Genomic DNA, 21770 nt, shown 5'->3' on the forward strand with positions numbered 1-21770 from the left:
AACCCGATAGTAAAGTATCGGGTTTATTGTTTTATTGCGAGAAATAAAAGCGCTTTATTTCTTGTAATTTTTTATTCCTTCTTTCAACCATGCAAGATACTCTTCTTTATCAGGTGTGTACCCTACTGGTTTAGGATTTTTTAAATCTTGTCCATTACCATCAACAAAGGCATAATACGGCTGAGAGTTAGTACTATACTTTGTTATCTGTAAATCACTCCACTTATTACCGATTGTTTTTATAAACTTTCCTGTTTGAGGAGACACATACTGCTCACTTTCAGGAAGGTTTTGTTTATAATCTACATATAGGGAAACAAGTACTACATCATTTGTAAGAATTGAAAGTATCTCCTTGTCTATCCATACATTATCCTCCATTTTTCGGCAATTTACACAGGCATAACCGGTAAAATCAACCAACAAAGGTTTTCCTACTTTTTTAGCATATTTTAAAGCGGTGTCATAGTCCTTAAATGCCGCTATACCGTGTGGTCCTGCATGGGCACCCTCAGGTAATACCGTTGCAGCAGCCGAAGATGCACCCTTACTTCCTATTCCTTCAGGGCTTTCGCTGTATGTAGGAGAAGGAGGGAATCCACTGATAACTTTAAGAGGCGCGCCCCACAGCCCGGGGATAAGGTAAATGGTAAAAGAAAGTGAAGTTAAACCTAACAACAGCCTGCCGACAGAAATATACCCTGAAGGTGTGTCATGAGGTAATGTTAACTTTCCGAATAAGTATAATGTTAGGGCACCAAAAATTGCAATCCATATAGCAAGGAAAGTCTCTCTTTCTAAAAAGTGAAGCTGTAATACCAGGTCGGCATTACTTAAAAATTTAAATGCAAGTGCCAGTTCCAGGAAACCTAAAGACACTTTTACAGTATTTAACCAACCACCTGATTTCGGGAGGCTGTTCATCCAGCCCGGGAACATAGCAAACAACATAAAAGGTAGTGCCAATGCCAGTGAAAACCCAAACATTCCTACTACGGGAGCAATTCCGCCTTTAGATGCAGCTACTACAAGGAGGTTACCCAAAATAGGGCCGGTACAAGAAAATGACACTATAGCAAGCGCAAGCGCCATAAATAAAATACCGATAATGCCGCCGCGGTCGGCCTGCTGGTCTACTTTGTTTGCCCATGAGTTTGGCAACATAATTTCGAATGCTCCCAAAAACGAACACGCAAAAATTACTAACAATATAAAGAAGAACAGGTTAAAAAACACATTGGTAGACAATGCATTAAGAGAATCAGCACCAAAAATCGCAGTTACTACAGATCCTAATACCACATATATTACTATTATAGAAATACCGTAAGTAATGGCATTGCGTATACCTGCAGCCCTTGATTTACTTTGCTTTGTAAAAAAGCTAACCGTCATAGGAATCATGGGGAACACACACGGAGTAAGTAACGCCGCAAATCCTGACAGAAAAGCAACAATGAAAATGGTAAGCAAACCTTCGTCTTTCTTTTCATCATCTGTTTTAGAGGCTACTGCTACATCCTTACCCGCTACAGTTGTAGAATCAGCACTAGCCACGGCCTTTGCTTTTACAGTATCAGCAACAGAAGCAGTTTTAGCTGTATCTTTTAATGTGTTACTATTAGCGGTCTCTGCTACGGTAGTTACACTAGCTGCTTTGGCAACGATTTTGTCAAAACGGGCTACCTGTTTAGAGGTCAGTGCCGTTAAATCAAACTGAAAAAGTTTTGTATCTTGTATACAAACCTCTTTACATACCTGGTAATCAAAAGCTACCTGTACAACTTTGTTGCTGTTAGGCAATAATTTTACTACTTGGGTCAGCTGTGCCTTGTTGCTCCAAAATGTTTCGGTAACGCCAAATACATCGTTAAAAGCTTTCTCTGTCTTACTCTCTTTTGGCTTGCCGTCTACCTGATAATTGTCTTTGGCGTTATTAAAAGTAACCGACATAGGTATTGCACCGTTTTCATCGCTGTACTGCGAATACATATGCCAGTTAGGCTCTATGGTAGCATTGAACGTAAGCAAAAATTCGGTATCCGACTTCTTTTCTACTTTACTTGTCCATTTAACAGGCTCCTTTACCTGAGCATGCAGCGAAAAGAACGCCGCTATAAACAGGAATAAAAATGTTAGTTTTTTCATGGTTATTTAACCTCGATCTTTAAAATTTGTGTTGTTTGTGTTGTTATCTTAAAACGATCATCGGCACGGCGGCCCACAATCCATATAATTTCGTTTTCTGTAGTAAGCAGCCAGGTATTTTCCTTGTCTGAAAGCGACATTTTTTCGTCTTTAAAAAACTTAGAAACCTTTTTACGAAGGCCATTCATCCCTAACGGGTAAAAACTATCACCTTCGCGCCACCTACGTACAAATAACGGAATTTTTATTTTTTCGTAATCTATAAATACGGTATTTTTTGGCACATCGTTGCCCATATCCTGCACTATATCAAGCTGTAAGTCTATAGAATCGGTAGTGTATGCACCCACTCCATCAATTTGAATCATCGAATCATCCAATACTTTTAAACACTCTACAATCAGTACATCCCTGTCTTTCAGTATGCGGTGTGAATCTGACAGCACAAATTTACCCGGCTGCGCGTGTACAAGGTCATAAACGTCTGTCCAGGCAATAAAATTATATTGATGTAGCCAGTTAAATAAGTACGCCTTATAGTTATCGTACTCAAGTAGCTTTGCTATACTTATTCGTTCCTGATTACCGGTTTTTGTTACCACTTGATTATAAACCAACACAGCAGCATCGGCAGCCAAAGACTGCACCTGTTTAAGATGGGCTATGGTGTTTGTAAAAGAATCGCCAAAAGAAGGATTGAGCTCCTTTAATACCGGCAGTATATGGTGGCGTAACTTATTACGAAGATATTTATCTGAAGCATTGCTACTGTCTTCTCGCCAGGCAATATTATTTTCCTTTGCATAAGCTTCAATCTCAGCTCTGGTAAACGGTAGCAATGGCCTTATGACATAACCGTTTTGCTCCGGAATGCCCAGCAGACCTTCAATACCTGTACCACGGGTAAAATTAATCAGGAATGTTTCGGCAGAATCGTCTAAGTGATGCGCGGTAACCAAATAGTCGTACCCATGTTGCTGTAGCAATTCGGTGAACCAATCATACCGCAAATTACGTGCCGCTACCTGAACAGATAATTTAGAAGATTCAGCATAAACTTTTGTTTCAAAATGCTTTACGTGTATGTCTATATTTTGGGTAAAAGCCAAGTTTCGCACAAAAGCCTCGTCTCCATCGCTCTCTTCACCTCTTAGGTTAAAGTTGCAATGTGCTAATGCGATATTGTAATGAAGTTCCTTTAAAAAGTGCACTAAAACAACGCTGTCTATACCTCCGCTGACAGCCAACAACAACTTTTTCTCCTTTAAAAAAGGAAAGCGTGAATCCAGATGTTGTTTTAATCGCAGGAGCATACTTACAAAGGTAATAAATATTATTACAGATTGTTATTTAGAACACGGTGCATAGCACCCGCTTTTAACAGGCATTCCTCATACTCTTTTTCAGGTGTAGCTTCTACTGTAATTGCACTACCCACCGAAAATGAAACATAACGGTTTAGTTCATTATACAAAATGCTTCGGATAACCACATTAAAGTCAAAATCTCCGTTAGGGGTAAAATATCCCACAGCACCGCTATACAGGCCGCGTTTTGTTTCTTCAAGATTTTCAATAATCTGCATTGCAGATATTTTTGGTGCGCCCGTCATACTTCCCATAGGGAAAGTGGTACGCAACACCTCTTCGGCAACGCAATCTTCGTGAACTACACTCGTTACCGTTGAAATAAGATGATGCACCTGCTTAAATGTGTAGGCTCCGCAGAGCTCTTCCACCTTTACAGACTGTTTCTCTGCTGTATGACTAAGGTCGTTACGCACCAGGTCTACAATCATTATATTTTCAGAACGTTCCTTATCGTCAGCCTCTAATGCCCGTTTAATTTGGGCATCTTCGGATGGGTTTTCGCTACGGCGTGCGGTACCTTTTATAGGCTGCGAAATAACTCTGTTTCCTTCCTTGCGCAAATACCGCTCCGGGGATGCACTAAGCAAGTAGTGCTTGTAATTTTTAAGGAATACCGCAAACGGAGGTTCTGAAATAGCGTTCAACCTCATATAAATATCTAAAGGTTGTAATTCGGCATTTTCTGCATAAAACTCCATACAAAAGTTTGCCTCATAAATGTCGCCCCTGTATATATGCGACAGCATTTTATCGGCTTTTTTAATATACTCCTCTTTAGAAATACGTTGTTTTATGTTTAACGGGTTTGAGATGGGTAGTGCCTGCTCCGGCTTCCATTGTGAAATTGCCAGAAAGTCATCATCTATTTCGTCATCACAAAGTGGCAGATACAGCATTTCAAGCTCGTCGCCTTTTAACAGTAATAACTTTTTTGGCTGAAAGAAAAACAAATCAGCAAAACCGAGTCCGTCAAAATTACCCGAATTAAGATTTTCTGTATCGTTTTTAAGGTCGTACGAAAGGTAACCAAAAATCCAGTCGGCTGTTACACGTCGGTACGCTGTCAAATCTTCGAATGCCTTATAGTAGTCAGTAATCACGGACGTAAATGCATCTACAGCCAATACTGCATCATAAGACGTATACTGCTGACTATATCCGTTAGAATCAAGCCATACAACTTCCCTGTATTGTTGTGCCCAGCCCAGCATCTGTTGCTTAAAAAGCATCGGATCCTCAAGGGTATATTTTTGTGTACTTCTCAAAGGTTTTTATTTGAAAGAATCAAAGTTACAACAACTAAAAATAAACACAAAACCCGCTGAGCAGCGGGTTTTGTTATTCATTAAAAAAATATTTTATACGTGTAGTGCCCTGTTATCTGTAGCAGCAAGTGCCGCTTCTTTAATAGCTTCAGAATATGTAGGGTGTGCGTGGCTCATACGCGAAATATCTTCGGCAGATGCCCTGAACTCCATAGCTGTTACACCTTCAGAAATAAGGTCGGCGGCACGGGCACCAATAATGTGTACGCCCAGTACTTCATCGGTGGTAGCATCCGCCAGGATTTTTGCAAAACCATCTGTATCCATACTTGCACGGCTACGTCCCAGTGCCTTGAACGGGAAACTGCCCACTTTGTAAGCAATACCCGCCTCTTTAAGCTGTTCTTCTGTTTTACCTACAGCAGCCACTTCAGGCCAGGTGTATACCACACCAGGAATAAGGTTATAATCTATGTGAGGTTTTTGTCCGGCAATGGTTTCTGCAACAAACACGCCTTCTTCCTCTGCCTTATGGGCAAGCATGGCACCTTTTACCACATCGCCTATGGCGTAAATGTTAGGCACGCTGGTTTGCAGGTGATCATTCACTTCAATCTGGCCGCGTTCTGTAATTTTAACGCCTGCCTTTTCGGCATTAAGCCCATCTGTGTAAGGACGACGACCTACAGATACCAGCGAGTAATCGCCATCTAAGGTAATGGTTTCGCCTTTAGCGTTCTCAGCTTGTACCTGTACACCTTCTCCGGCACGCTCCACAGATTTTACCTTGTGCGAAGTGTAGAACTTCATGCCTTGTTTCTTAAGTACTTTAGTAAGCTCTTTACTAAGCGCACCATCCATACCCGGTATAATACGGTCCAGGTATTCTACTACAGAAACCTGTGCCCCAAGGCGAAGGTACACCTGTCCAAGCTCCAACCCTATGACACCACCACCTATAACAATAAGGTGCTTAGGCACTTCTTTAAGTTTAAGGGCTTCGGTAGATGTTATGATTCTTTCTTTATCTATTTTGATAAACGGAAGCGAAGAAGGCTTAGAACCTGTAGCTATAATAGTATTTTTAGCTTCGATTACCTCTGTACTGCCGTCGTTTTTAGCAACGTTTATGTGCGTAGCATCTTCAAAAGAGCCGACACCTTCAAAAACCGTGATTTTGTTTTTGTCCATAAGGTACTTAATACCGCTAACGTTTTGGTCTACAACGCCCTGCTTGCGTGCTATCATCTGCTCAAAGTTTACCTTGATTTCGCCTGCAATATCAATACCATGCTCTGCAAAATGCGAGGTAGCATCATGGTAGTGGTGCGATGAATCAAGAAGCGCTTTACTGGGGATACAACCTACATTAAGGCATGTACCACCAAGAGTAGGATATTTTTCTATGATAGCTGTTTTAAAACCAAGCTGGGCAGAACGGATGGCAGCAACGTAACCACCTGGTCCCGAACCTATAACGACAACGTCAAATGAACTCATATGGATTATAGTTTAATACGGTTGAAATTTCGTAGTGCAAAGTTAGCTAATAAGGTTTAATTGCACTGTAAAATATATAGTAAATTAACGAGATTTTTATTTGGCAACGTGTAGTAAAAACATAAAAAAAACCGTGCTGGGCACGGTTTATATATTTTCAGTTATACGTTAAATCTAAAGTGCATTACATCGCCATCTTTTACAATGTATTCTTTGCCTTCTACCCTTAGCTTACCGGCTTCTTTTACTTTGCTTTCAGAGCCAAACGTTACATAATCATCGTAAGCGATTACTTCGGCACGGATAAATCCTTTTTCAAAATCAGTATGGATAACACCGGCTGCCTGCGGAGCAGTACTACCTATATTTATAGTCCAGGCCCTAACCTCTTTAACACCTGCTGTAAAATAAGTCTGTAAAGAAAGTAGCTTGTAAGCTGACCTGATCAGTGCAGACGAACCCGGCTCTTTTAGCCCAAGGTCTTCCAGAAACATCTGGCGCTCCTCAAAGGTTTCAAGCTCTGTAATATCGGCTTCGGTACCTACTGCAAGATATAGCACCTGTGCATTTTCATCTTTTACCAGTTCCCTTACCTGCTCTACATATTTGTTTCCGTTAACGGCAGATGATTCATCTACATTACAAACGTATAGTACAGGTTTGGTTGTTATAAGCTGGAAACTTTCTAACAGTTTTTCTTCTTCGTCGTTTTGTGGAATTACCGTACGGGCAGATTTCGCCTGTAGCAGGGCGTCTTTAATCCTTTCCAGCAGTGCTACCTCTGCCTGAGCTTCTTTAGAACCTACCTTAGCTGCTTTTTTAGCTTTTTCAAGGCGTTTTTCTATGGTTTCAAGGTCTTTAAGCTGTAGCTCTATATCTATGGTTTCCTTATCGCGTATAGGGTTTACACTACCATCTACGTGAACAATATTATCGTTATCAAAACAACGCAGTACGTGTATAATGGCGTTACACTCGCGTATGTTACCTAAAAACTGGTTACCAAGGCCCTCGCCCCTGCTGGCACCTTTTACAAGACCGGCAATATCTACAATTTCTACGGTAGCAGGTACAACACGCTCCGGATTTACAAGTTCCTCTAACTTTAAAAGCCTTGGATCGGGTACGTTTACTACCCCTACGTTTGGCTCTATGGTACAGAACGGAAAGTTTGCACTTTGCGCCTTAGCGTTAGACAGACAGTTAAAAAGAGTTGATTTACCTACGTTTGGCAATCCTACGATACCTGCTTTCATTATAAATTGTTGTTTTTAAAGGGTGCAAAGATATATTTTTTGAATCTATTGAGCAACTTAGTTTTATCCCTGCATGTGTAATACAAAATCTTATGCAACAACAACACAGCAAAACGGAGCAAATAACATTTAGGCTTTCTTTATAGTTTCGTTACCATGGGCTTTAACATCGTGCTTTTACTTTTGTATAAGTAACATTAAAAACATGATTATGAAAACGATAAGTTCAATACTAATGCTTGCCCTTAGCGTGGGTGCGTTTGCTCAGGTAAGCCCTAATGTAACCAAAGAAACTACTACAACTACGGTAACTGTAAACAACGGTACAGGTAAACCAAAAAAAGTTACCAAAACTGAAACTACAGAAGCCACCCAAAATATAGAACTGAAAAACGCCGACAGCAATGCCCTTAACAAAGATGTAAAAAATACACCGGTAGAGGTTACTTCTTCTACAAAAATACAGGGCGATGGTATACCTACATATTATGAAATGAACGGTGCGCGCTACATTTTTGTTACCGATAAAAACGGATATAAAATCGCCTCTAAATCAGACATGAACTATGGTGTGATACGCAAAACCGCAGGGGGGCAATATGTATTCCGCACCAAACAAGGTACTTCAATAGCACATTTTGACGAGTCGGGTAACTTTGTGGTTGAAACCTACGATCCAAAAAATGACGGATTTATGGTAGAGACCTATACTAAAGTTTCTAACCCATAAGAAATATCAATTTGAGTTTTTAGTCAATCGCTTTATAAGCGAAAAAATCCTGAAGATGGCCTCTTCAGGATTTTTTTATTTGGTTTCGCGCGGGGCATTCAACATTTTTTCGTATTGCATAACCCAGTCAGAAGGTGTCATTTTTTGAAAAAGCTCCGCCAGCAGATCAAAAGGAATATTTTCGGGCTTTTTAAAACGTATACAGCTCTTACCCATATCCAGCTTTGTTTTACTGTGCTTGGGGTATTCCGCAACAAACCAGTCGTAAAGCGCTTTATCAGCATAAATACCCATATGGTAAAGTGCTATAAAATTCTTTTGCGAAGCAAGGCTTAAAAATGGCAGTGCCTGTTTCGGGTCACAATGGTAACCGTTAGGATAGGTGCTATGCGGCACTACCCAGGTAAGCATACCATAACTCATCCCCTGGTCAAACCCATTTGGCAAGTTGCTGGTTATAGTACTATAAAGCCGGTTAATAACCTCCTGCCTGTCTGCAGGTAAGGATTCAAAATACTCCTCAGGTGTGGCAGCTGTAGAAATCATAATAATAGTATACGTTTATACAAAGCTACAAATATCTTTCTTTAAACACATTAATATGGTGCAACTGGTGCCCTATGATAAGGAAACCAAATGCCCGCACAGAAATGGTATAACCGCTTGCACTACCCGTACGCATTAAATCGTCTTTTGTAAACGACTTAAACATAAGTATGTTAGCATGCCTTACCATAGAAAACTCATTAAGCAAATCCTGCAATGAGCGTCGGTCTGCCTGCGCCGAAAGTGCATAGTCATTCTCTTCAAAACCGGGTAAGGGGGTAGAGTCTCCCCTGCCTATTCTAAGTGCTCTGTACGCAAAAATCCTTTCGCAGTCTATAAGGTGCTGTATAATGTCTTTAATTGTCCATTTTCCTTCTGCATATCTATACTCGTATTTATCCATAGGGATTTCCCTAACAAAATGGATAAAGTTATGGAGGCTTACTTCCATTTCTTCGGTAAGGCTCCACTCATCGCTCACAAGTTTAATGTATGCTTCCTGGTACGGAGCATATTCAGAAGGCTGTATATCTGTAATTTTCATATGTTATGCTGAGTTCCTGCTGGCATTTATGTTTCCGAACAAGGAACGGGTTACTATTTTTTCGTAGGTTTCAAGCAGGTTATCCGGCCTGTTTCCGTTTTTCATTTTCCTGATTTGTATCAGCGCATACTGCTGTATGGTTAACAACGGCAGCACAATACCTTCCCTGATTTTAATGGATGCCCATCCGTCAGGGTAATTTTCCATAAGTTCCTTGTAGCCCGAAATTTTAAGTAATAAACGACGTGTTTCCAGGTACTCATCGTATATTATTTGCCAAAACTCGCCAAACTCAGGGTCGTTTTTCATATAGGCTGTTAACGGAAAGAACGACTTACTTAAAGACATCATACTATTTTCAAGCAAGGTACGGAAAAACAAAGAGTCGCGGTATAGCGCCACCACTTCATCCCAACGTCCGTTGCGCTCATATTCGCCTAAAGCATGCCCCACACCAAAGAAACCCGGAACATTTTGCTTCATTTGCGCCCAGCTACCCACAAACGGAATAGCCCGCAGGTCGCCAAAGTTAAGTTCATTACCCTTATTTCGCTTGCTTGGGCGGCTTCCTATGTTTGCTTTGGCGTAATAATTTAAAGTACTCATGTCCTGCAAATAAGGAAGGAATTTAGGATGGCTTTTAAACGCTGAGTATTTTTCATAACTCATACGTGCCATGTCCTGCACAAGTTCCTTTTGCGCATCTGTAAACTGTTTTTCGTCTTTTTTAAATACGCTGTTTGTTATGCCCGCGCTAAGCAGGTTTTCCAGGTTAAATCGGCAACTGTCCAGCGTACCGAAATTACTGCTTATGGTTTGCCCTTGTACAGTAATTTGTATTTGGTTATTTTCTATGGTAGACCCCAGTGAGGCGTAAAATTTATGCGTTTTTCCTCCGCCGCGCGCCGGTGGCCCGCCACGCCCGTCAAAAAATATCACTTTTACATCATACTGGCGTGCCATTGCAGTAAGGTCTTCCTTAGCACGATAAATACTCCAGTTGGCCATAAGGTAACCACCGTCTTTAGTACCATCGCTAAAGCCAAGCATTATGTTTTGCTTATTGTCCCTGCGTTTTAAATGCGCTGAATACTGAGGGTGCTCATACAGCAACTTCATAACATCACCAGCTTCTTTAAGATCGTCTACGGTTTCAAAAAGTGGTGTAATATCTACATGCGGGTCTTTAATACCTAAAACAGAGAACATAGTAAGAAGTTCCAGTACATTGAGTGCACTTTCATTGTTACTTATTATGTATCGGTTACAGCCGCGTTCGCCATTACGTGTTTGTATGGTCTTTATTGCCTGTATGGATTCCAGTGTCAGTCGGGTGTTTTCTTCAGAAAAATCTTCCGGCTTTATAACAGCAGTGATTGAGGCCAATGCCTGTACTTTTTCTGTATCCGATAACGAGGCGTAGTCACCGGTAAATTCATGATGTTCCTGCAGATGCTTCACTACATCGGCAAATACTGCATCGTGTATGCGGCTGTTTTGACGGATGTCCAGTGTAGCAAAATGGAACCCAAACTGGTTTACTTTATTTATAAGATTATCAATTTCATCTAAATACAGCGATTGATGATGCTCTATAACTATTTGCCTAATCTCTAATAATTTAGATTTAAGTTCGTCCAGTGTAATGTAAATATCGCCCTTTGAGTAAAAAACCGACCTGTACAGCCTGTCCTCAATATCTACCACCTTATCGTGCACGTTAACAAAGGTAAGATGTCTTTTTAACTGCCTGATGTCGTAGTAGTAACATTTAAGTATTGACGTACGCAGCCTGTCGGCCACTTTAAGTGTAATTTCTGTAGTAACAAACGGATTTCCATCCCTGTCGCCTCCCGGCCAAAAACCAAATGCAATTATAGGGTCAGGGATTAGCTCTCCCTTGTAAATGGATTCCTGAACATAATGAGAAATATCACCCGCTGCTTTATAAAATACATTTTCCAGATACCACAGCAGGCTAATCGCCTCATCATAAGGCGTAGGTTTTTCCTTTTTAATAAACGGGGTTTTACCCAGCTGTGCCAGCAGTGTTTTTACTTCGCTAAGGCTGTTTCTTCGTATGGCATCGGTTAAATCAGTTATGATACCCAGCACCTCTCCTGGATAAAACTGAGTGGGGTGCGCCGTAAGCACAGGACGCACGGTAAAATGTTCTAAAAATTCGCGCAGCTCAGGCATAAGGCTTGCATTTTCTGCCTTCTCGCGTGCCTCACGCAGTGTACCACTTCCTTCAAGGTTATTTAGCTCTGTAAACGCAGCATCTTCTATGGCATCAAATAAAACCACCTGGCGCTCTACATACTGTATAAAACGGAACATGAGCCCTATCCTGTCCTCTTCAGACACACCCTGCAGGTACTTGTCGGCAAACTGATTAAAAATTTCCTCCGGGCTAAAGTGCTTTTTATACCCTTCCTCGCACAGTTCAGAAAACAGTGGCAACAGCACACCTGTATTGTCTATATCTGTAAAGGGAAGGGTTATAAAGATACTGTTAAACAACTGATATTTAAGGCGTACGTTTTCATCAAAACGTTCTATTCTACTGGCAGGATACATGCTTATGTTTTTTTGATGAAGTTAATAAAAAAACCCTCATGAAAACTTCATGAGGGTCTTAATCTTTCTTTAAAAATTCTTACAAATCTTTAAATATTGTGTGCATAAGCCTTTTCTTGTCGTTAATGCTCTCTTCAAGAGAAATCATTGTTTCAGTCCTGTATACACCTTCAATATCGTCAATCATAAAGATTACTTCTTTAGCGTGCTTAGTATCCTTTGCTCTTATTTTACAGAAGATATTAAACTTACCTGTAGTTACATGTGCTACCGTTACGTAAGGTATTTCGTTTATTCTCTCTAAAACAAATTTAGTTTGAGAAGTGTTATGCAAAAACACACCCACATAAGCAATAAAAGAGTAACCAAGTTTCTCATAATCTAATGTAAGAGATGATCCCATGATGATGCCCGCATCTTCCATCTTTTTCACTCTCACGTGTACAGTACCTGCAGATATTAGTAATTTCTTTGCTATATCTGTAAAAGGCACCCTTGTGTTGTCTATCAGCATATCAAGAATCTGATGATCAACTTCATCTAAACGAAACTTGCTCATAAATGTGTGTTTTTAATGTTATATATATGGTATAAGGTCGAAATGTTGTTGTTAATTATTTTCAAAAAAGAGAAATTTGTTAAAATATTTCTAAACCATTAACAATTTTCCTGTTTTTCCCGATAAAAAAAGTCGCTTTATCACCTATTTTTGGTGATTTTGCACCTTCTTCAGTCGAAAATTCTTCTCCAAAAGCGTCAATTTCTGCGTGAGCATGGAAATCATCCAAATTGCCTATTTCACTGATAAACGCTCGAAAAATTACAGATTTGTCAATTAAAACTTCTCTATATTGTGATGCAAAATTCGTGATTTTTTCTTTATTTTCATAATTTATTTTAATATTTTTACACATGATGTCATAAAAAACATTCTTATTTTGAGGAATATTAAAATAATCGTTGTTTCTGTTAACAGCTATAACGTTTTCGTAAATCGCAAGGAATCCTGAAAATAATGCAAAAAATATCATTTTGCGCGTTTCCTCACGCTCGTAATCATCGGGGTAATGACCTGCCTCAAAAAGCACTGTAGGAACGCCCAATGACTGAAACATATCCCCTATGCAATTTATATTGAAAGAATCGTCAAACCTGCCCACCTGCCCGGGAATGTGTTTTTGCAATTCATGGTTCATTGCAGCGATAACATTAATTGCCACCTGCCTGCACTCATTAATATCCCTCTCCTCATTAAATGATGGTGCTAAAAACGATACCGTGGCGGGCAGCGGTTTGCCTTCGCCCACACCGAAAATGGTGCGCTGGTCGTGCATATTAAAACAATAATCAGGCTTCACCTGGTCAAATACAGAACGTAGTAACTGGCTCTCTGTTTGGGTTAACTGTAACGAATCTCGATTTAAGTCTACTTTGTTTGCATTCTCTCTGGTGTACAGCCGCGCGCCGTCAGGGTTGAGTATAGGCAGTACATAAAACGTAAAATGCTGTAGCCAAGCCTGGGCTATTGCGCTACCGGAAACTAAAAAATTTAGAAAGTCAAATATGGCTTTTGTGGTGGTAGATTCATTTCCATGCATTTGAGACCAAATAAATACCTTTAAACTACCTTTACCAGCAACTATTTTATAAATAGGCTCGTTGTTTACAGAATACCCTTCGGTAGAAACTTCAAACGTATTTTTAAGGCTGTTTAATAGTGGAGTAATGTGGTCGTTATTAATATAGCGCCCGTACAATTTAGGCTCTTTAACGGAAACGTATATATTTTGTAAGTCCATTTACGCATTTTCCTGCAAAAATACACAGTATCTCAGAAAAACATTGCTAAAAAAACAATAAAATCCGCGTTTGGTAAAATATAAACTAAAAGGCAGCAAAAAACCCCGATATGTTTAATAATAAACAGTACCGGGGCCATTAACCAATAAAACAAACACAAATTATCTTTAAAACCCTTTTAAAAAGTATTTATGATGACTGAAGTATCTTATACTAATTGTTGGTCTTTAATGATACTGTAAAGGTACGCCTCACGTTGTTAAAACGAACCTGTTAAATAGTTAAACTGTTCTTAAAATAAAGCAGTTTATAGTGTTTGCCCAATGCTTTCCTCCTCAAATAGAAGTTTTATATTTTCATAAGAGTTCTTAAGTGCCTCCTTAATTTGATCTTTATTAAGCCACGCCACCTGCTCTATGCCCTCTTCCGCCTGCCCTACGAGCGGACCGTCATACGACGTTTTCATTTCAAACCAATGGGTAATCTTTAACTTGTACGTACCATTTCGCTTAAAAACATGGTAGGTTTTTTGCAGTTTCCTGCCAACTTTAAGGCCCTTAATGCCGGTTTCCTCTTCTACTTCACGCACGGCAGTGTCTTCAATGACTTCGTTTTTATCCATACCTCCTTTCGGTAAATCCCATTTACCGTTCCTAAGTATAAAAAGCACTTCGCCCTTTTTATTGTATACTAATCCTCCCCCGGCTTTAGCCACCGGAATACGTTCCTTAAGTATTTTTAGTGCCTGCTTTTCGTCTGGATGGTACAAAAAAGCCTTGTCTATCCTGTGGTTAAATATCTTTGTAATTAGTTGTTCAATATCTATGCTTTCAAGTAAAAATAACTGAAAGTCGGTTTCCTTCTCTATGGTAGAAGTTAAAAAAAGCGGCTTATCGTTTACAAAAACTTTATACATTTGTGCTATGATTATAAATACAGACACAGCTAAAAAAACAGCCGAGTTGCTGCTGCAAATAAACGCAATAAAATTAAATCCCAAAAATCCTTTTACATGGGCTTCGGGGTGGAAATCCCCTATATATTGTGATAACCGTGTAACACTGTCGTTTCCACCGATACGCAACTATATTCGCGAGGAGTTTTCAAAGCACATAGAAAAAGAATATGGTAAACCCGATGTAATAGCTGGTGTAGCCACAGGCGCCATAGGCATAGGTATGCTGGTAGCCGAATATATGGGGCTTCCGTTTGTGTACGTAAGGCCTGAACCTAAAAAACATGGCCGCCAAAATCAGGTTGAAGGCTTTTTACAAAAAGGACAGAATGTAGTTGTAATAGAAGATCTTATAAGCACCGGTAAAAGCAGCCTTATGGCTGTAGAAGCTCTAAAAGAAGCCGGCGCTAATGTAAAAGGTATGGTGGCTATATTTACCTACGGATTTGATGTGGCTGTAGAAAATTTTAAGGCTGCAAACGTAAACCTTCATACCCTGGGCAACTACGATACGCTACTGGAACTTGCCGTAAGTAAACAATACATTACTGAAACCGAGCAGCAAACGCTTAAAGAGTGGCGCGTATCTCCAGGTACGTGGGGGCAGTAGCCTTTTTACACACTACCATTATTACTTACACAGATAAAATTTCTATAACCAACGAGATAAAATTTTAGGTAACATGAATTTAGAAAGCCCTAAAGTAACGGTACAAAAACCGGCACAGTATATTTTTGATGCGCTAACCGACATAAAAAACTTTGAAAAGCTAATGCCTGAAAACATAGCTAAATTTGAAGTGATAGGCGAAGAAGCGTTTATTTTTGCCCTTAAAGGCATGCCCGAAATAAAACTTAAACTTAAAGACAAAGTAAGCCCTAACAAAGTTGTTCTGGGCGCAGCATCAGACAAGTTGCCGTTTACGCTTACCGGCTTTATAGATACGATAGACGATAATAGCTGCACTGTACAACTTAAGTTTGAAGGCGAATTTAATGCCATGATGGCCATGATGATTAAAGGACCGATAACCAAGTTTATAGAAACGCTTGCTAACAATATGAGCAAGCTGTAACTTACCCCGCACCATGAGCCTCCTGATATACGGAGGCTTATTTTTTTGGGTTAAAGAATTGCCAACTTTACGTGCGGCTAAAACAAATTAGCTAAATTTAATCAAACAAAAACCATATATGAGAAAAGTAGACGAAACAGACATTCCTTTTGACCTAAAGGCCGAAATGGACGAGCGTACTCTTATAAAAATACACGCAGGCGATGTGAACCTGCCTACAGGGCGCGTTGTGCTTGCCGATCCTTTCCTGTCTCAGGAACAGCCTGCTTTTAATAAAACCGTGGAGCCCGATAAATACCCTGTTTATATTTATCTTGAAGAAGTAGATAAACTGCACCACCGTATAGCATTTGCTAAAATAAAATTCAGGCCGGAGGATGCTACAAACTGGATACTGGCACTTACCGAAGATGTAACTAAAGATGAAGTAGCCGAACTTGAAGAAGACGAGTACTTTGGCTTTGACGTAGAATCAGGGCTTGCAGGCTTTATGGACGAGGAAACGAGGGACCAGTTTGGCGACAAACTGGATGCGCTTTACGAAGCCGATGAAGAATACGACTATTATGATGCTGTTCTTTCAGAGGAGTTTAAAGAGTATTCGGGTAAAAATACCTTTAGCAGGGAACTGGGCGACTGGAACGATCATAAAATAGCTACAGACAGCGATAATAACATCATAATGTTCTCATCGGGCTGGGGAGATGGATATTACCCGGCCTACTGGGGCTTTAACGACAACGGTGATATTGTGGAAATTGCTGTAGACTTTTTGCTGGACGATTTTGAACAGCAAGACGGCGAAGAATAAAACACATCAAAAACCTGTAATAAAACAAAAGGCTGCATTTATTGCAGCCTTTTGTTTTATTAACAACAGAATATTTTTAATATGAAATTTTAAGGGCTTAAGCGCTAAAAATTCTGCAAAAATATTGCACCTTTGTACAAACAACTCGTAAAAAATAATCTAATGCCACAGGTATCTCAGAAAGGCAGGCAAATGCCTGAATCACCCATAAGAAAACTTGTTCCATACGCAGAATCAGCTAAGAAAAAAGGCCACAAAGTATACCACCTTAATATCGGTCAGCCCGATATTAAAACTCCGGATGTAGCCCTTGAAGCAATAAAAAACAACGATATTAAAATACTGGAATACAGCCACTCGGCCGGTTTTGAAAGCTACAGGAATAAACTTGCAGCTTCTTACCAGGCACATGGGGTTAATGTACATCCTGAGAACATAATTATAACTACAGGAGGAAGCGAGGCACTGCTGTTTGCACTGGGAAGTACGCTGGATGCCGGCGATGAAATTATAATCCCTGAGCCATTTTATGCCAACTATAATGGATTCTCGGTAGCATCTGGTGTTAAGGTAGTACCTGTAATATCTACGATAGATGAAGGTTTTGCCCTACCGCCTATTGCTGATTTTGAAAAACTTATTACCCCTAAAACAAAAGCTATACTTATTTGTAACCCGGGTAACCCAACCGGGTATCTGTATACTGAAGATGAAATAAGCCAGCTTGCAGCACTGGTTAAAAAGCACGACCTGTTTATAATAGCCGATGAAGTATACCGCGAGTTTACCTACGATGGCGATAAACATTACTCTGTAATGAATGTTGCCGGCCTCGAAGAGCATGCTATAATGATAGACTCGGTATCTAAACGCTACAGCATGTGCGGCGCGCGCATAGGCTGTATTGTTTCTAAAAATAAAGAGGTTATGGCTACCGCCATGAAATTTGCCCAGGCACGCCTTAGCCCGCCTACTTTTGAGCAAATAGCCAGCGAAGCAGCACTGGATACACCGCAGAGTTATTTTGATGAAGTGATAACCGAGTATAAAGAACGTAGGAATACCCTGGTTACCGCGCTTGAAAAAATAGAAGGTGTAAAGGTAGCAACACCTAAAGGCGCATTTTACTGTATTGCACGCCTGCCGGTAGATAATGCGGACGCGTTTGCACAGTGGCTCTTGGAAAGCTACGACAATAATGGAGAAACTGTAATGGTGGCTCCTGCTGCAGGTTTTTATTCCACACCGGGCGTAGGACTAAATGAAATACGCATTGCTTACGTTCTTAAAAAAGAAGACCTTATCCGTTCGGTAGAAATTCTTAAGGATGCACTAAACAAGTACAACAATAAATAGAGATTTTTTTTCTATATTTTAAATCCTGCCAGTTACATGGCAGGATTTTTATTATCTACTTATGAGAATATTTCCGGGAAAGAAAAAACCCTTGCAGCAAGACTACAAGGGCTTGTACGGTTTATGAAGAGGGTTTATTACTTAATAAACTCAATCTTTTGGGCTTCTTCTATATTTACGCTGTCAAAAAATCCCTGCTCGCTCATCCACTCATCACTAAATACTTTACTCATATAACGCGAACCATGGTCAGGGAAAATAAGCACCACATTACTGTTTTCGTCAAACTCACCGGCTTCGGCGTACTGTCTTGCAGCTTGTAGTGTGGCACCGCTTGTGTAACCTACAAATAAGCCTTCAGTACGGGCTATTTCCCTTGCTACGTGTGCACTGTCTTCGTCTGAAACTTTCATGAACTGGTCTATAACATCAAAGTCAGTAGCCGTAGGTATTAGGTTTTTACCCAAGCCTTCTATACGGTACGGGTATATTTCGTTGCTGTCGAACTCACGGGTTTCATGATACTTTTTTAGTACAGAACCGTAAGCATCTACACCAAGAATCTTAATATTAGGATTTTTTTCCTTAAGGAAACGTGCAGTGCCACTTATTGTTCCTCCGGTACCGCTACACGCTATAAGGTGCGTGATTTTACCGTTTGTTTGTTCCCAAATTTCGGGGCCGGTAGTTTTGTAATGGGCATCTACATTAAGATCATTAAAATACTGATTAATGTACACAGAACCCTTTGTTTCTTCGTGTAGCCTCTTTGCTACGCTGTAGTATGAGCGTGGATCATCGGCAGATACGTGTGCAGGGCAAACATATACCTTAGCACCCATGGCGCGAAGCATATCTATTTTGTCCCTTGAAGATTTTGAGCTTACTGCAAGTACACAATCATACCCTTTAATGATGCTAACCATGGCCACGCTGAAGCCCGTATTACCCGAAGTAGTTTCAATAATAGTGTCTCCCGGTTTCAGGATTCCTTTTCTTTCGGCTTCTTCTATAATATATAATGCTATGCGGTCTTTTGTGGAATGTCCCGGATTAAAGGCTTCTACTTTTGCGAAAAAATTTCCCTTCAATCCACTGGTTACCTTATTGATTTTAATAAGCGGTGTATTGCCTATTAATTCCAATATGTTATCATGGGCTTTTATTTCTTCTTTCATAAAAAATAAGTTAGCAAGGTAAGCTGTGTGTAATGTTTAGTAACCTCAAAACCTTGCAAAGCTAACAAAAAAAAATCAATTAGTTCTTAATTCCTTCTAAATCTAATAAAAAACTGAACTCCTTAGCCACTTCCTTAATGGCCTCAAACCGGCCCGAAGCCCCGCCGTGTCCGGCATCCATGTTAGTGTCCATAAACAGCAGGTTGTTATCTGTTTTAAGAGTGCGCAATTTAGCCACCCATTTTGCAGGTTCCCAGTATTGTACCTGGCTATCGTGCAATCCCGTTGTTACAAGCATGTTAGGATAGTCCTGCGCTACCAAATTATCGTATGGCGAGTAGGACTTCATATAATCATAATACTCCTTTTCGTTAGGGTTACCCCATTCGTCGTATTCGCCGGTTGTAAGCGGAATGGTGTCATCAAGCATGGTAGTAACCACATCTACAAACGGTACCTGTGCTATAACGCCATTATATAAATGAGGTGCCATATTAATAACCGCGCCCATAAGCAAACCACCTGCAGAGCCACCTTCGGCATATAAGTGCATAGCCGATGTATACCCCTGGGCAATAACATACTCAGAGCAGTCTATAAAATCAGTAAATGTATTTTTTTTCTTCAGGAGCTTACCATCCTCGTACCAATCACGCCCCAGGTCTTCGCCTCCCCTAATGTGGGCAATACCGTATATAAAGCCCCTATCAAGCAGGCTAAGCCTTAACGATGAAAAATACGGATCCATAGAGGCGCCGTAAGAGCCATACGCATATAACAGAAACGGATTACTACCGTCTTTTTTAATACCATTACGGTACACTACAGAGATAGGAACCTTAGTACCATCTTTTGCGGTAGCCCATATACGCTCTTCGGTATAGTTGTCTTTATCAAATTTACCGCCGAGTACCTCCTGCTCTTTCAGTACGGTTTTCTCTTTGGTTTTCATATTAAAATCAATTACCGATGACGGCGTTGCCATACTCTGGTAACTGTAACGTAGTATATCGGTATCAAAATCAGGGTTAGCTGCGGTACCTGCCGTGTACGTCTCTATAGTAAACGGAAGGTAGTACTCCTCACCTTCCCAAGGCATTATCCTTATTTTATTAAGGCCGTTGCTGCGCTCGCTTACTACAAGGTAGTCTTTAAAAATATCTACATCCTCCAGTAACACCTCAGCGCGGTGCGGAATAAGATCGGTCCAGTTTTCTTTTTCAGTAGCCGTTTCAGGCGTAGTCATCAACTTAAAGTTGGTCGCCTTATCCTTGTTGGTCATAATATACCACTTATCGGCATAGTGGCTAATGCTGTACTCCATGCCACGCGTACGCTTTTGGAACAAACGGAATTCGCCATCCGGGTTTTTCGCTTCAAGTATGCGGTACTCTGTAGTTAGTGTACTGCCGGAACCTATAACCAGGTATTTTTTTGACTTCTCCTTGTAAACAAATACATTATAAGTTTCGTCCTTTTCGTGATACACCACAACATCTTCAGATACGTCAGCCCCCAGTATATGCTTGTATATTTTTTCTGAACGTAAGGTTACAGCGTCTTTGCGGGTGTAAAAAAGTGTTTTATTATCCCCGGCCCAAGTAGACCCCCCGGTAGTATTTTCAATTTTAAACGGAAGGATTTCGCCGCTCTCAAGATTTTTTACCTGAATGGTATACTGCCTGCGCGATACGGTATCTACCCCAAAGGAAGCCCATTTGTTATCCTCACTTATACTAAGGCCAGACAAATGAAAATAACTATGGCCTTCGGCCATTACATTACAGTCAAATAAAATTTCCTCAGGAGCCTCCATCGTTTCTTTACGGCGGGCGTAGATAGGGTAATCTTTACCTTTTTCGTAACGGGTAATGTACCAGTAGCCATTATACTTATAGGGTACAGATGCATCATCTTCCTTTATACGGCTTTTCATTTCCTCAAACAGGGCTTCCTGTAAAGGCTTAGTATGCGCTGTAAGTTTTTGGTAATATTCGTTTTCTGCATTAAGGTAATCCAGCACCTCCTGGTCTTCGCGCTGGTTTAGCCAATAGTAGTTATCTATACGTACATCGCCGTGCATTTCCAGTGTATGGGGTTTAACGGGTGCTACCGGCGGTAATATTTTTTCTGTCATCCTGTTTGTTTAGGTAATGCGGTTAAGCCTTACAAAAGTAAAACAAACCTACATTACAAAAACAGATTTTTTAATGCTTTTAACCGTAATGGGAATAAAGAATGATTTTGATACTTTTGTATTAGATTTAAACTAAAACCGATATACTATGTTTGGAGACTTAATGGGAATGATGGGTAAAATACAGGAAACCCAGAAAAAAATGGACGAAACCAAAAAAAGGCTGGATAATGTACTGATAGACGAGCAAAGTTCAGATGGATTATTAAAGGTAACGCTTACGGCAAACAGGGCGGTAAAATCAGTTACCGTAGACGACTCTTTACTGGAAGATAAAGAGCAGCTGGAAGACTACCTGGTACTGGTTTTTAATAAAGCCATAGCTAAAGCCACTGCTGTAAACGAGGCAGAGCTGGCGGCTGTAGCAAAAGACGGAATGCCAAACATACCCGGCATGGATATGTTTAAATAATACAAAAATAGCGCCCCTAATGGGGCGCTACCTATTTAAGCACAAA

At 40.3% G+C, this 21770-nt stretch carries 19 protein-coding genes; 6 read left to right on the plus strand and 13 right to left on the minus strand.

The features are described from left to right. Positions 1-54 precede the first annotated feature (54 nt). The 5 genes from ACLI08_RS15535 to ychF all read right to left on the minus strand — a co-directional run bounded on the left by ACLI08_RS15535 (position 55) and on the right by ychF (position 7539). On the minus strand, positions 55-2148 hold the full coding sequence (locus ACLI08_RS15535) for a cytochrome c biogenesis protein CcdA (protein ID WP_411429426.1): 2094 nt from the start codon (positions 2146-2148) through the stop codon (positions 55-57). A 2-nt stretch (positions 2149-2150) separates the two neighbouring features. Then, positions 2151-3461, minus strand: a complete 1311-nt coding sequence (tilS, locus tag ACLI08_RS15540; protein ID WP_411429427.1) for a tRNA lysidine(34) synthetase TilS — start codon at positions 3459-3461, stop codon at positions 2151-2153. Positions 3462-3484: 23 nt separating this feature from the next. After that, positions 3485-4783: an anthranilate synthase component I family protein gene (locus tag ACLI08_RS15545; RefSeq protein ID WP_411429428.1), complete on the minus strand. Its 1299-nt coding sequence runs from the start codon at positions 4781-4783 to the stop codon at positions 3485-3487. Between the two features lie 93 nt (positions 4784-4876). After that, entirely contained in the window at positions 4877-6283 is a 1407-nt protein-coding gene (gene lpdA, locus ACLI08_RS15550; RefSeq protein WP_411429429.1) for a dihydrolipoyl dehydrogenase, read from the minus strand. 161 nt (positions 6284-6444) lie between these two features. Further along, positions 6445-7539, minus strand: a complete 1095-nt coding sequence (gene ychF / locus ACLI08_RS15555; protein ID WP_411429430.1) for a redox-regulated ATPase YchF — start codon at positions 7537-7539, stop codon at positions 6445-6447. Between the two features lie 211 nt (positions 7540-7750). Here ychF and ACLI08_RS15560 point away from each other — a divergent pair, with 211 nt between their 5' ends. Continuing rightward, on the plus strand, positions 7751-8269 hold the full coding sequence (locus tag ACLI08_RS15560; protein WP_411429431.1) for a hypothetical protein: 519 nt from the start codon (positions 7751-7753) through the stop codon (positions 8267-8269). A 75-nt stretch (positions 8270-8344) separates the two neighbouring features. Here the strand turns inward: ACLI08_RS15560 and ACLI08_RS15565 are convergent, their stop codons facing one another. The 6 genes from ACLI08_RS15565 to ACLI08_RS15590 form a co-directional block, all read right to left on the minus strand. After that, entirely contained in the window at positions 8345-8815 is a 471-nt protein-coding gene (locus ACLI08_RS15565) for a DUF1801 domain-containing protein (RefSeq protein ID WP_411429432.1), read from the minus strand. Between the two features lie 25 nt (positions 8816-8840). Continuing rightward, positions 8841-9359 (minus strand): DinB family protein, encoded by a 519-nt coding sequence (locus ACLI08_RS15570; RefSeq protein WP_411429433.1) that lies wholly within the window; start codon positions 9357-9359, stop codon positions 8841-8843. A 3-nt stretch (positions 9360-9362) separates the two neighbouring features. Beyond that, positions 9363-11939, minus strand: a complete 2577-nt coding sequence (locus ACLI08_RS15575; protein WP_411429434.1) for a phosphoenolpyruvate carboxylase — start codon at positions 11937-11939, stop codon at positions 9363-9365. Between the two features lie 79 nt (positions 11940-12018). After that, entirely contained in the window at positions 12019-12498 is a 480-nt protein-coding gene (locus ACLI08_RS15580) for an Lrp/AsnC family transcriptional regulator (protein WP_322626403.1), read from the minus strand. 79 nt (positions 12499-12577) lie between these two features. Then, entirely contained in the window at positions 12578-13738 is a 1161-nt protein-coding gene (locus ACLI08_RS15585; RefSeq protein ID WP_411429435.1) for a M14 metallopeptidase family protein, read from the minus strand. A gap of 308 nt (positions 13739-14046) precedes the next feature. Next, entirely contained in the window at positions 14047-14655 is a 609-nt protein-coding gene (locus ACLI08_RS15590; RefSeq protein WP_411429436.1) for an NUDIX hydrolase, read from the minus strand. A 7-nt stretch (positions 14656-14662) separates the two neighbouring features. Between ACLI08_RS15590 and pyrE the strand changes: the two genes are divergently transcribed. From pyrE to ACLI08_RS15610, 4 genes are all read left to right on the plus strand, one after another. Then, on the plus strand, positions 14663-15304 hold the full coding sequence (gene pyrE, locus ACLI08_RS15595; protein WP_411429437.1) for an orotate phosphoribosyltransferase: 642 nt from the start codon (positions 14663-14665) through the stop codon (positions 15302-15304). Between the two features lie 73 nt (positions 15305-15377). Further along, the gene (locus ACLI08_RS15600; protein WP_411429438.1) at positions 15378-15770 is read left to right on the plus strand and encodes an SRPBCC family protein; all 393 of its coding nucleotides are present in this window, start codon (positions 15378-15380) and stop codon (positions 15768-15770) included. A gap of 118 nt (positions 15771-15888) precedes the next feature. Further along, entirely contained in the window at positions 15889-16581 is a 693-nt protein-coding gene (locus ACLI08_RS15605) for a DUF4241 domain-containing protein (RefSeq protein WP_411429439.1), read from the plus strand. Between the two features lie 162 nt (positions 16582-16743). Next, positions 16744-17937 (plus strand): pyridoxal phosphate-dependent aminotransferase, encoded by a 1194-nt coding sequence (locus ACLI08_RS15610; RefSeq protein WP_411429440.1) that lies wholly within the window; start codon positions 16744-16746, stop codon positions 17935-17937. Between the two features lie 137 nt (positions 17938-18074). Here the strand turns inward: ACLI08_RS15610 and ACLI08_RS15615 are convergent, their stop codons facing one another. Further along, complete coding sequence (locus ACLI08_RS15615) at positions 18075-19115, minus strand: PLP-dependent cysteine synthase family protein (protein WP_411429441.1); 1041 nt, start codon at positions 19113-19115, stop codon at positions 18075-18077. A 79-nt stretch (positions 19116-19194) separates the two neighbouring features. Next, complete coding sequence (locus ACLI08_RS15620) at positions 19195-21252, minus strand: S9 family peptidase (protein WP_411429442.1); 2058 nt, start codon at positions 21250-21252, stop codon at positions 19195-19197. A gap of 148 nt (positions 21253-21400) precedes the next feature. On the opposite strand from ACLI08_RS15620, the gene ACLI08_RS15625 reads away from it, so the two are divergent. Further along, positions 21401-21724 carry a YbaB/EbfC family nucleoid-associated protein gene (locus ACLI08_RS15625; RefSeq protein WP_411429443.1) on the plus strand — a complete coding sequence of 108 codons (324 nt, stop codon included), beginning with the start codon at positions 21401-21403 and terminating at the stop codon, positions 21722-21724. The last annotated feature ends 46 nt before the right edge of the window (positions 21725-21770 follow it).

The organism is Flavobacterium sp. RNTU_13, from assembly GCF_046614455.1.
Lineage (GTDB): Bacteria > Bacteroidota > Bacteroidia > Flavobacteriales > Flavobacteriaceae > Flavobacterium.

Bases quoted from the DNA above. Each gene is read 5' to 3' on its own strand.
- ychF (WP_411429430.1), bottom strand. From the start codon at position 7,539: ATGAAAGCAGGTATCGTAGGATTGCCAAACGTAGGTAAATCAACTCTT.
- ACLI08_RS15580 (WP_322626403.1), bottom strand. From the start codon at position 12,498: ATGAGCAAGTTTCGTTTAGATGAAGTTGATCATCAGATTCTTGATATG.
- ACLI08_RS15590 (WP_411429436.1), bottom strand. From the start codon at position 14,655: ATGTATAAAGTTTTTGTAAACGATAAGCCGCTTTTTTTAACTTCTACC.
- ACLI08_RS15600 (WP_411429438.1), top strand. From the start codon at position 15,378: ATGAATTTAGAAAGCCCTAAAGTAACGGTACAAAAACCGGCACAGTAT.
- ACLI08_RS15565 (WP_411429432.1), bottom strand. From the start codon at position 8,815: ATGATTTCTACAGCTGCCACACCTGAGGAGTATTTTGAATCCTTACCT.
- ACLI08_RS15615 (WP_411429441.1), bottom strand. From the start codon at position 19,115: ATGAAAGAAGAAATAAAAGCCCATGATAACATATTGGAATTAATAGGC.
- ACLI08_RS15570 (WP_411429433.1), bottom strand. From the start codon at position 9,359: ATGAAAATTACAGATATACAGCCTTCTGAATATGCTCCGTACCAGGAA.
- pyrE (WP_411429437.1), top strand. From the start codon at position 14,663: ATGATTATAAATACAGACACAGCTAAAAAAACAGCCGAGTTGCTGCTG.
- ACLI08_RS15625 (WP_411429443.1), top strand. From the start codon at position 21,401: ATGTTTGGAGACTTAATGGGAATGATGGGTAAAATACAGGAAACCCAG.
- ACLI08_RS15605 (WP_411429439.1), top strand. From the start codon at position 15,889: ATGAGAAAAGTAGACGAAACAGACATTCCTTTTGACCTAAAGGCCGAA.
- ACLI08_RS15560 (WP_411429431.1), top strand. From the start codon at position 7,751: ATGAAAACGATAAGTTCAATACTAATGCTTGCCCTTAGCGTGGGTGCG.
- ACLI08_RS15620 (WP_411429442.1), bottom strand. From the start codon at position 21,252: ATGACAGAAAAAATATTACCGCCGGTAGCACCCGTTAAACCCCATACA.
- ACLI08_RS15610 (WP_411429440.1), top strand. From the start codon at position 16,744: ATGCCACAGGTATCTCAGAAAGGCAGGCAAATGCCTGAATCACCCATA.
- ACLI08_RS15575 (WP_411429434.1), bottom strand. From the start codon at position 11,939: ATGTATCCTGCCAGTAGAATAGAACGTTTTGATGAAAACGTACGCCTT.
- ACLI08_RS15535 (WP_411429426.1), bottom strand. From the start codon at position 2,148: ATGAAAAAACTAACATTTTTATTCCTGTTTATAGCGGCGTTCTTTTCG.
- tilS (WP_411429427.1), bottom strand. From the start codon at position 3,461: ATGCTCCTGCGATTAAAACAACATCTGGATTCACGCTTTCCTTTTTTA.
- lpdA (WP_411429429.1), bottom strand. From the start codon at position 6,283: ATGAGTTCATTTGACGTTGTCGTTATAGGTTCGGGACCAGGTGGTTAC.
- ACLI08_RS15585 (WP_411429435.1), bottom strand. From the start codon at position 13,738: ATGGACTTACAAAATATATACGTTTCCGTTAAAGAGCCTAAATTGTAC.